This window comes from Quadrisphaera sp. DVD1, from assembly GCF_058932755.1.
On record NZ_JBZYWI010000111.1, the window covers coordinates 1 to 10,446 of the forward strand.

Annotated in this window: 8 protein-coding genes and 1 pseudogene; 7 read left to right on the top strand and 2 right to left on the bottom strand. The window is 76.9% G+C overall.

Annotated features, from left to right (window positions below):
• Positions 1 to 237: 237 nt before the first annotated feature.
• Both rsmI and AC5FZL_RS12325 read right to left on the bottom strand, forming a co-directional pair.
• Positions 238 to 1,116: a 16S rRNA (cytidine(1402)-2'-O)-methyltransferase gene (gene rsmI, locus AC5FZL_RS12320; RefSeq protein ID WP_493619013.1), complete on the bottom strand. Its 879-nt coding sequence runs from the start codon at positions 1,114 to 1,116 to the stop codon at positions 238 to 240.
• A 14-nt stretch (positions 1,117 to 1,130) separates the two neighbouring features.
• Entirely contained in the window at positions 1,131 to 1,652 is a 522-nt protein-coding gene (locus AC5FZL_RS12325) for a DUF427 domain-containing protein (protein ID WP_493619015.1), read from the bottom strand.
• 77 nt (positions 1,653 to 1,729) lie between these two features.
• Here AC5FZL_RS12325 and AC5FZL_RS12330 point away from each other — a divergent pair, with 77 nt between their 5' ends.
• The 7 genes and pseudogenes from AC5FZL_RS12330 to AC5FZL_RS12360 form a co-directional block, all read left to right on the top strand.
• Positions 1,730 to 3,853, top strand: a complete 2,124-nt coding sequence (locus AC5FZL_RS12330) for a putative bifunctional diguanylate cyclase/phosphodiesterase (protein ID WP_493619017.1) — start codon at positions 1,730 to 1,732, stop codon at positions 3,851 to 3,853.
• The gene (locus AC5FZL_RS12335) at positions 3,850 to 5,904 is read left to right on the top strand and encodes a putative bifunctional diguanylate cyclase/phosphodiesterase (RefSeq protein ID WP_493619019.1); all 2,055 of its coding nucleotides are present in this window, start codon (positions 3,850 to 3,852) and stop codon (positions 5,902 to 5,904) included. The genes AC5FZL_RS12330 and AC5FZL_RS12335 overlap by 4 nt, the downstream gene beginning before the upstream one ends.
• 175 nt (positions 5,905 to 6,079) lie before the next feature.
• A complete protein-coding gene (locus tag AC5FZL_RS12340; RefSeq protein WP_493619021.1) occupies positions 6,080 to 7,249 on the top strand; it encodes a pyridoxal phosphate-dependent aminotransferase in 1,170 nt (389 codons plus the stop codon).
• 7 nt (positions 7,250 to 7,256) lie between these two features.
• A complete protein-coding gene (locus AC5FZL_RS12345; protein WP_493619022.1) occupies positions 7,257 to 8,153 on the top strand; it encodes an EamA family transporter in 897 nt (298 codons plus the stop codon).
• Positions 8,150 to 9,772 (top strand): dolichyl-phosphate-mannose--protein mannosyltransferase, encoded by a 1,623-nt coding sequence (locus AC5FZL_RS12350; RefSeq protein WP_493619024.1) that lies wholly within the window; start codon positions 8,150 to 8,152, stop codon positions 9,770 to 9,772. Before AC5FZL_RS12345 ends, AC5FZL_RS12350 begins: the two co-directional genes overlap by 4 nt.
• A 68-nt stretch (positions 9,773 to 9,840) precedes the next feature.
• Positions 9,841 to 10,023 (top strand): hypothetical protein, encoded by a 183-nt coding sequence (locus AC5FZL_RS12355; protein ID WP_493619026.1) that lies wholly within the window; start codon positions 9,841 to 9,843, stop codon positions 10,021 to 10,023.
• Between the two features lie 44 nt (positions 10,024 to 10,067).
• Positions 10,068 to 10,446 (top strand): annotated as a pseudogene (locus tag AC5FZL_RS12360) (hypothetical protein); the annotation flags it as partial.

The window sequence follows — 10,446 nt, forward strand, 5'->3', positions numbered from 1 at the left end:
CGGGGACCGCCCGGGCCGGAGCGACGCTCTGCTGGGCCGCCATCATCGACGCCAGCGTCTGCCCGAAGACGTGGCCGCAGTGCCCGCAGGTGCGGTCGACCAGCTGCACCGCTCCCCCGCAGGCACCGCAGATCGCCCCGCTCGCCTCACCCACCGCGCACTCCTCCTCGTCGTCGCTCCTCCCGCCAGTCTCGCCGGGCGGGGCGCCCGACCGGGGCGGTTCGCGCAGATCGGGGGTCAGCCGCGAGCGGCCAGGGCCGCCTCGTACAGGGCGCGCTTGGGGACGCCGGCCGCCTCGGCGACCGCGGCCACCGCCTCCTTGAGCCGCTCCCCCGCCGCCACCCGCGCCTGGACGGCGGCGACGTGGTCCCCGGGCCGGGCCTCCACCGGCGTGGCGCCGGCGACGACGAGGGTCACCTCGCCGATCTTGGCGAGCCCGGCCACCCACGCGGCGAGCTCGGCCACGCCGCCGCGGCGGACCTCCTCGTAGGTCTTCGTCAGCTCCCGGCACACCGCGGCGCGGCGGTCGGGCCCGAACGCCTCCGCCATCGCGGTGAGGGTGTCGGCCAGGCGGTGCGGGGCCTCGAAGAACACCATCGTGCGCGGCTCGTCGGCGAGCGCCGCGAAGGTCCGCGAGCGCTCCCCCGGCTTGCGGGGCGGGAAGCCCTCGAAGGTGAACCGGTCGGTGGGCAGCCCCGCGACGGCGAGCGCCGCGACCACGGCCGTGGGCCCGGGGGCGGTGGTCACCCGCACGCCGGCGGCGACGGCGGCGCTGATGATCCGGTAGCCGGGGTCGGAGACGGTGGGCATCCCCGCGTCGGTGACGAGCAGCACGGTGGCGCCGGCGGCGGCCTGGGCGACGAGGTCGTCGCTGCGGCCGGACTCGTTGTGCTCGTAGTAGCTGACGATCCGCCCGGTCGGGGTCACGCCGAGCCGCCCGCACAGCTGCTTGAGGCGCCGGGTGTCCTCGGCGGCGATGACGTCGGCGCTGGCCAGCAGGCGCAGGAGGCGCGGCGGGGCGTCCTCGACGTTGCCGATCGGCGTCCCGGCCACGACGAGCCGGCCGCCCGCGGGGAGCGGTCCGGCGTCCGGCTCGGCGTCCTGCTCCGTGCTCACCGGAGCATCGTGCCTCACCACCCCCAGGTGCCCGGCCCGCCCTTGAACGGGCCGACGACGTCGTCGGTGATCCAGCCCGCGTAGAAGCCGCCCTCCTGCGGGCGGGCCAGCTCGCCGTCCACCCGGCACTCCAGCGCGCCCGGGCGCAGCGAGACGTGCCCGGCGATGGCCGCGAACCCCGGCGTCGGGCTCTCGTAGGACCACGCGGCGGCCTCGAGCACCTCCCCACCGGGCAGGACGACGTCCCAGTACGTCGCGGCGCCCTTGAACTCGCACGTGGTCGACGCCGCCGCGGAGGGGCGCAGCTCGGCGCGGACGTCCTCGCGCGGCAGGTACCAGGTCGGCGGGTGGCTGGTCTCCAGCACCCGCCAGGCGGCCGCGGTGTCCGCGACGACGGTGCCGGCGGGGTCGTCGGCGGCGGTGACGACGACGTGGCGCGAGGAGGGCTGCAGGGCCGGCGGGCGCGGGTAGTCCCACACCGACTCCTGCCCCGGCCCGGGCTCGACGGCGCGCGGGTGCCGCGGGAGTGGGTTCATGGGGCCCAGTGTCGCGAGAGGGTGGTCCTCGTGCGAGCCCCCTACAGCCGCGGCGCGGTGCTGCCGAGGCCCGTCTCATGATCGATCCAGTCCGTGGGGCAGAGGAGCTGCTCGCGCGCGTGCGGCGCGAGGCGGCCCGGGGGCCCGGGCAGGCCCCGGCGCGCTGGCTGCCCGTGGGCGGCGGCACCACCGGCGCGTGGGCCCTGCACCTGCAGACCTGGGAGATCCGCTGGGACGCCGGCTCCGAGGGCCTGTACGGGCCGCGCGAGGGCGAGGCGCCGGCCGAGACGTGGAGGCGCGTCATCCACCCCGCCGACCGCGAGCGCGTGGCCAACGGCCTCATGGGGGTGGACGACCGCGTGATGACCTTCCGGATCCGGCGCGACGACGGTCCCGAGCGCTTCCTGCTCAGCCGGGTCACCCACGTGCTGGCCGGCGAGCCCCGCACCTGGATCGCCGGGACCACCGTCGACGTCACGTCCTCGCGCGACATCGCCCTGCGCGCCGAGGTCGTGCTGGAGACCGCCACCGACGTCTTCTTCTGCCTCGACGCGCACGACCGCTTCACCTACCTCAACCGCCCGGCCGTGAGGCACCTGGAGCGCACCGTCGACGACCTGCTCGGCCTCACCTTCTGGGAGGGCCTGCCCCACCTGGTCAGCCCCGCCGGCCTGGACGCCTACGCCCGCGTGCGCGCCACGGGAGAGCCCGCGACCTTCGAGGACCAGCACCCCGAGAGCGGCGTCTGGTACGAGTGCACGGTGCGCGCCGTCGACGACGGGCTGCACGTGCTCGTGCGCGACATCACCGAGCGCCACGCCGCCGACGCCGAGCAGGCGCGCCTGCTCGGCGCGCTGGCGCACCAGGCCGCCCACGACGCCCTCACCGGCCTGGCCAACCGCACCCAGCTCATCGAGCGTCTGAGCGGCCACCTCGCCAGCGGCCGGGACGCCACCGCGACCGCCCTCTTCCTCGACCTCGACCGCTTCAAGCTCGTCAACGACACCCTGGGCCACTCCGCCGGTGACGAGCTGCTGCGGGTGGTGGCCGGGCGCCTGTCCCGCCTGCGCGCGCCGGTCGTGGCGCGGATCGGCGGTGACGAGTTCGTGCTCCTCCTGCTCGACGCGTCCGAGCACGACGCCGAGGCCCTGGCCGCGGAGGTGCTGCGCGCCCTCGGCGAGCCGGTGGCGCTCCACGGCCAGGACCTTCACGTCTCGGCCAGCATCGGGATGGCCCGCGGCGGCGCCGGGACGAGCGCCGAGACGCTGCTGCGCGACGCCGACCTCGCGCTCTACCGCGCCAAGGAGGCCGGCCGCTCCCAGGCCGCCTGGTACGACGAGGCGCTGCACTCCGACGTCGTGCGCCGGGTGGGCCTCGAGCGCGACCTGCGCGCGGCGCTGGAGACCGCCGGCTCCGGCCGGGGCGAGCTGCAGCTGCACTACCAGCCCTCGTACTCGCTCAGCACGGGCGCGCCCACCGGCGTCGAGGCGCTGCTGCGCTGGGAGCACCCCGCGCGCGGCTCGGTGCCGCCGGCGGAGAGCATCCCGGTGGCCGAGGACTCCGGCCTGGTGCTGCCGCTGGGCGCCTGGGTGGTGCGCACCGCCGCCGACCAGGCCGCGGCCTGGGCCGGCGTCCCCGACCTGACCACCTGGGTCAACGTCTCCCCCCGCCAGGTCAGCTCCGGCGACCTCGTCGGCGTCCTGGAGCGCGAGCTCGCCCGCACCGGGCTGCCCGCGCACCGCCTGGGCATCGAGGTGACCGAGTCGGTGCTCGTCGAGCGCTCGCGGGCGGTGGACGTGCTGGAGCAGGTGCGCGCCCTGGGCGTGCGGGTCGGCATCGACGACTTCGGCACCGGCTACAGCTCGCTGGCCCGCCTGGCGGCCCTGCCGGTGGACCTGGTCAAGGTCGACCGGCGGTTCGTCGCCGCGTCGGGCACCCCGGGCGGGGCCGCCGTCCTCGACGGCATCATCACCGTGGTGCACGGCATGGGCGCCGCGGTGATCGCCGAGGGCGTGGAGACGCCCCAGCAGCTGGACCTGCTGCGCGCCAGCGCGTGCGACGCCGCCTCCGGCTACCTGCTCGCCCGCCCCGCACCCGCGGCGTCGACCCTGCTCGGGCGCGTGCGGCTGCCCGGGACGCGCACCACCGCAGCGGACGCCGGGGTCACGACCGGCACCGCGCTGCCGGCGGGGGCGTCATGAGCTCGACCGACCCGCTGTGGCGGGCCCTGCCCTCCGGCGAGGTGGGGCGCTGGCGCTGGCACGTCGCGACCCAGCACCTGGAGTGGGACGACGCCTGCGCCCGCGTGCACGGCGCCCGCCGCGGCGAGACGCCGTCCGAGACCTGGCTGCGCGTGGTGCACCCCGCCGACGTCGCCCGCCTGGAGCGGGCCGGCCTGTGGGCGGTCACCGAGGCCCAGGTCTTCCGGATCGACGACGGCTCCGGCGCGCCGCGCCACCTGCTCAGCCGGGTCACCCACGTCGAGGGCCGGCCGGGCGACGGCACCGCCCCCGGCGGCTGGGTCGCCGGCCTGACGGTCGACGCCACCGCCGCGCAGGAGGCGCACGGCCGCGCCGCGGTCGCCCTGGAGTCGATGACCGACGCCTTCATCGCCCTCGACGCCGACCTGCGGTTCACGTACGCCAACCGCACCGCCGCGCTGCTGTTCGGCATCGAGTCGCACGCCCTCCTGGGCCGCACCCTCCTGGAGGTGCGCCCGGAGCTGGAGGGCAGCGTCCCCGAGCGCGCCTACCGCGAGGCCCTGGCCCTGGGCGAGATCCGCTCCTTCGACTGGGAGCGGCAGGGCGGCGGCTGGATCAGCGCCGAGGTCCACCCCTGCGCCGAGGGCCTGAACGTCTACTTCCGCGACAGCACCGCCGCGCACCAGGCGGCCGCCGTCCAGCGGCAGCTGCTCACCGAGCTCGAGCGCCAGACCACGCACGACCGGCTCACCGGCCTGGCCAACTCCACCCTGGTCGGGCGCCGCACGGTCGAGCACCTGGGCTCCTCCGAGCGCGCCACCGTGACCATGGTCGCCCTCGACATCGACCGCTTCGGGCTCGTCAACGACACCCTGGGGCACGGCTTCGGCGACGCCCTGCTCCTCGAGGTCTCCGCCCGGCTGGTCGCCCTGGCCCCGCGCGGCGCCCTCGTCTCGCGCCACGACGGCGACGAGTTCGCGCTCACCCTCTTCGACGCCGACCCGGCCGAGGCGGAGGCGCTCGCGCACCGGGCGCTGGCCGCGGTGCGCGAGCCCGTGCGGGTGCGCCGCCAGGAGCTGGCGGTCAGCGCCAGCGCCGGCATCGCGACCACCGACCGTCGCGGCGACGTGGACGCCCTGGTCCGCGACGTCGGCATCGCCCTGCACGAGGCCAAGCGCGCCGGGCGCGACCGCGTGGTGTGGTGCGACGCGGCCCTGCAGGCCGGCGTCAGCCACCGCATGCAGCTCGAGCACGACCTGCGCCGGGCGCTGCGCGACGGCGACCAGCTCGCCCTGCACTACCAGCCCTCGTTCTCCCTGGCCACGGGCGTGCCGACCGGGGTGGAGGCGCTGCTGCGCTGGTGCCACCCCGCGCGCGGACCGGTCCCGCCCTCCGAGGCCATCCCGGTCGCCGAGGAGTCGGGCCTGATCCTGCCGCTCGGGGAGTGGGTCCTCGCCAGCGCCGCCCGGCAGGCCCTCGCCTGGCAGGACTCCCCCGACCTCACCGTCTGGGCCAACGTCGCCCCGCGCCAGCTCGCCTCCGGCGACGTGCCCGGAGCCCTGCGGCGGATCCTCGCCGAGACCGGCCTGCCCGCCCGCCGCCTCGGGATCGAGGTCACCGAGTCGGTGCTCGCCGACGGCTCCCCCGCCGGCGCCGCCCTCCACGAGGTGCGCGCGCTCGGCGTCCGGGTCGCCATCGACGACTTCGGCACCGGCTACAGCTCGCTCTCGCGCCTGCTGGAGCTCCCCGTCGACGTCGTGAAGATCGACCGCTCGTTCGTCACCGCCTGCGAGGCCCCGGCCGGGCGCGCGGTGCTCGACGGCATCGTCAACCTCGCCCACGGGATCGGCGCCAGCGTCATCGCCGAGGGCGTGGAGACGTGGGAGCAGCTCGCCGTCCTGCGCTCGACCGCGTGCGACGCCGTCACCGGCTTCCTCCTCGGCATGCCGGTGCCGGCGGTCAGCCAGGCGCTGCAGCGGGTGCGCCTGTCCGCGCCGCCCGGCTCCCGGCCGCCGCGCTCGCGGTCCAGGACGGTGCCCGCCGCCCGCTGAGCCTCGATGAGCCGCGCTCCCCCTCGAGAGTGCTGCTCCCGGGCCTCACCCGACCGCACTTCTCCGGAGGAGTGCGGCGTAGGCGCGCTTGGGGACCGCACTCCTCCGGAGAAGTGCGGTTGGGAGGGACGCGGCCTGAGCGGCCCAGGGGTGCGCGGGTGGGAGACTGGCCCACGTGCCCGAGCGCCGCCCTGCCCTGACCCCGCGGATGCGGCCCTTCACCTCCACGATCTTCGCGGAGATGTCGGCGCTCGCCGTGCGCACCGGCGCGATCAACCTGGGGCAGGGCTTCCCCGACACCGACGGGCCGGCGTCCCTGCTCGCCGACGCGACCGAGGCGATCCGCGCGGGGGTCAACCAGTACCCGCCCGGGCCGGGGATGCCGGTGCTGCGCGAGGCCGTCGCCGCCCACCAGCAGCGCTTCTACGGCCTCGACGTCGACCCGGACGACGTCCTCGTCACCGCCGGGGCCACCGAGGCCATCGCCGCCGTGGTCATGGCGCTGACCGAGCCCGGCGACGAGGTCCTGACGTTCGAGCCCTACTACGACTCGTACGCCGCGACGATCGCCCTCGCCGGCGCCACCCGCCGCACCGTCGTGCTGCGCTCGCCGGACTTCGCCGTCGACGAGGACGCGCTGCGCGCGGCGTTCGGCCCCCGCACCCGGCTCGTGCTCCTCAACAGCCCGCACAACCCCACGGGCAAGGTCTTCACCCGGGCCGAGCTCGAGCTCGTGGCCGCGCTGGCGCGCGAGCACGACGCGATCGTCGTCACCGACGAGGTCTACGAGCACCTCACCTTCGGCCCGCCGCACGTGCCGCTGGCCACCCTGCCGGGCATGGCCGAGCGCACCCTGACGATCTCCTCGGCCGGCAAGACCTTCTCGGTCACCGGCTGGAAGATCGGCTGGCTGCACGGCCCGCGCGAGCTCGTCGCCGCCGCGCGGGCGGTCAAGCAGTTCCTCACCTACGTCTCCGGCGCGCCGTTCCAGCCCGCGGTGGCCGCCGCGCTGGGCCTCGACGACACCTTCTACTCCGGGCTGTCCACCGAGCTGGCCCGCAAGCGCGACCTGCTCGTCAGCGGCCTGCGGGCGGCCGGCTTCGCCGTCAACGTGCCCGACGGCACCTACTTCGTCACCGCGGACGCCGCCCCGCTCGGCTGGTCCGACGCGCTCGCGCTGTGCCACGAGCTGCCCGCCCTCGCCGGGGTGGTGGCCATCCCGGTGAGCGTCTTCCACGACGACCCGGCCGCCGCCCCCTCGCTGCTGCGGTTCGCGTTCTGCAAGCGCGACGAGGTGCTGGAGGCCGCCGTCGAGCGCCTGGGCGCGCTGGCGCCGGCTCGGTGACCGGCCGGTGAGCGTCGTCGCCACGGCACCCCTCGCCCGGGTGCCTCCCCAGCTGCTGCTCACGGCGGCCGCGGTGAGCCTGCAGACCGGCTCCGCGCTGGCCACCACCCTGTTCCCCGCGATCGGGGCGACCGGCGTCCTGGCCCTGCGGATGGGCGTGGCCGCCCTGGCCCTGCTCGTGCTCGGGCGCGCCTGGCGGTTCCTGCCCCGCGGGCGGGCGATCGGCCTCGTCATCGCCTTCGGCGCCGTGCTCGGCTCGATGAACATCATGTTCTACCTGGCCCTGGAGCGGATCCCGCTCGGCGTCACGGTGGCGCTGGAGCTGCTCGGGCCCCTGGCGATCGCCGTGGTCGGCTCCCGCTCCAGCCGCGACGTGCTGTGGGCGGGGGTGGCCGTGGCCGGGGTCGCCGTCCTCGTCGGGCCCACCGCGGTGCGCTCGCTGGCGGGCGGCGCCGGGGACCACCTCGACCCCACCGGCGTGCTGCTCGCCCTCGGGGCCGGCGCGGCCTGGGCCGGGTACATCCTCCTCGGGCACCGGGTGGCGGGCGCCCTGCCGGGCACCGCCGGCCTGGCGTGGGCGATGGTCGCGGCCAGCGTCGTCCTGCTGCCCCTCGGCGCGGCCACCGCCGGCTCGGCCCTGCTCGAGCCCGCGAACCTGCTGCCCGGCATCGCCGTGGGCGTGCTCTCCGGCGCCCTGCCGTACGGCATCGAGCTCATGACGATGCTGCGGGTGGGCCCGCGCGCCTTCGGCGTGATGATGAGCCTGGAGCCCGCCGTGGCCGTGCTCGCCGGGCTCGCCGTGGCCGGCCAGGTGCCCAGCGCCCTGGCCCTGGCCGGGATCGCCCTCGTCGTCGTCGCCAGCCTCGGCACCGCCCCGCGAGCGACCCCGGAGGACGTGGCGTGAGCACCGCGGTCGTCTCGCCGGCCCCTGCGGCCCCCGGGCCCGCCGGCTCCTCCCGCCTCGCCGACCGGACGGCGTCCGAGCGCGAGCGCCTGCTCGGCCCGGCGCTGGCCGGCACCGGGCGCGAGCGGCTGCTCGGCTGGCTCGGGCCCCTGGCCGTGGCGGTGGTGGCCGGGGTGCTGCGCTTCTGGCAGCTCGGGCGCCCCCACCAGCTGGTCTTCGACGAGACCTACTACGTCAAGCAGGCGTACACCCTGCTCAAGGTCGGCTACGAGCTGCGCTGGCCCGAGGGCTCCGACGGCAGCTTCACCGCCGGCACCCCCGACGTCTACCTGCCCGACGCCGACTACCCGGTGCACCCGCCGGTGGGCAAGTGGATGATCGCGGCCGGCGAGGCGCTGTTCGGCATCGACTCCTCGGTGGGCTGGCGCTTCTCCGCCGCGCTGGTCGGCACCCTCTCGGTGCTCGTGCTCGCCCGGATCGCCCGGCGCCTGCTCGGCTCGACCCTGCTCGGCTGCGCCGCGGGGCTCCTCCTGGCCGTCGACGGCCTGCACCTGGTGATGTCGCGCACCGGGATCCTCGACATCTTCCTGTCGTTCTGGGTGCTGGTCGCCTTCGGCTGCCTCCTGCTCGACCGCGACGCCGCCCGGGCGCGCCTGGCCGGCCTCGCCGCCCGCTCCCCCGGCGGGCCGGCGTCCTGGGGACCGCTCGGCCCCGGCCTGGGCCTGCGCCCGTGGCGGTTCGCCGCCGCGGTGTGCCTCGGGCTGGCCTGCGGGGTGAAGTGGTCGGGCCTGTACTTCGTGGCCGCCTTCGGCCTGATGACGGTGCTGTGGGACGTCGGGGCGCGCCGGCGGGCCGGCGTCCGCTGGTGGGGCGGCGCGCTGGTGCGCGACGGCGTCCCGGCGGCCCTGACCGTGCTGCCCACGGTGGTCGTCGTCTACGTGGCGGGCTGGGCGGGGTGGTTCGCCTCGTCCTCCGCGCACCTGCGGCAGTGGGCGGTGGAGAACCCGGGGGCCGGCGTCGGGTGGCTGCCCGCGCCGCTGCGCTCGCTGTGGAAGTACCACCAGGACATGTGGGCGTTCCACACCGGCCTGACCAGCCCGCACGACTACATGTCGCACCCCTGGTCGTGGCTGGTGCAGGGCCGCCCGACGTCCTTCTTCTACGAGGCGCCCGCCCGCGGGGTCGACGGCTGCGCGGTCGACGCCTGCTCGAGGGCCATCACCTCCCTGGGCAACCCGGTGGTCTGGTGGGCCGGGGCGCTGGCCCTCCCGGTGCTCCTCTTCTGCTGGGCGCTGCGCCGCGACTGGCGCGCGGGCGCGGTGCTCGCCGGGCTGGCCGCGGGCTGGCTGCCCTGGTTCCAGTACTCCGAGCGCACGATCTTCACCTTCTACGCCGTCGTGTACGTGCCGTTCACCGTGCTCGGTCTGACCTACGTCCTCGGCCTCGTGCTCGGGCCGCCGGACGCGACGCCGCGGCGCCGGGCGGTCGGCGCGGGGTGCGCCGGGGCCGTGGTGGTGGCCGCCCTCCTCGCCGCCGCGTGGTTCTGGCCGGTGTGGACGGGGCAGACCATCCCCTACGAGGCCTGGCGCGACCGGATGTGGCTGCCGTCCTGGGTCTGAGCGCCGCCCGCGCGGCGTCCTGGCCCGAACGCCGGACAGGAGGCCCCCGCGTGGTCGACAGTCGGAGCATGGAACCCGACCCCGGCGCCCGCGTGCCGCACCCGCGCGAGTCCGAGCCGATGCTGCCCTCGGCCACCGAGCGCGCGCTGGACGTCGCCCTGCACCGGATCCTCGCGGTGCGCTCGGGGCCGCAGTGGCAGGCGCGCCTGCGCACCGTCCAGCTCACCGGCAGGGCCGCCGACGACGCCTGAGCGCTCCACCGAGATGCCGTTCGGTGAGCGCCCCCCTACCGTGTGTGCTCTCGCAGCCGCGCGGAGAGGTGCTCATGGGCCGTCACACGAGCAAGCCCCAGCCCCGGGGTCGTCACGCTCGCGCCGCCGCCGCACCCGTCCCGCCCTCGCGGCGCTGGCGGGGCCCGGTCACCGCGGCCGTCGCCGCCACGGCCAGCGCGGGCCTGCTGCTCACGGCGGCCCTCACGGGCCAGCCCGGTGACCCCGGCGCGGACCAGTCCCGCGGAGGCGACCCCGGGGTCCTCGTGCCCCCGGCGGAGGGCAGCGGCCCGACCGCGATGCCGATCGTCGGCGCCGTCGGAGCCGCCGCGCCGCTGGAGCTGGTGGCCTCGCCGCTGACCGCCGGCGTCGTCGACGAGCGGGGACGACGGGAGCCGCGTGCGC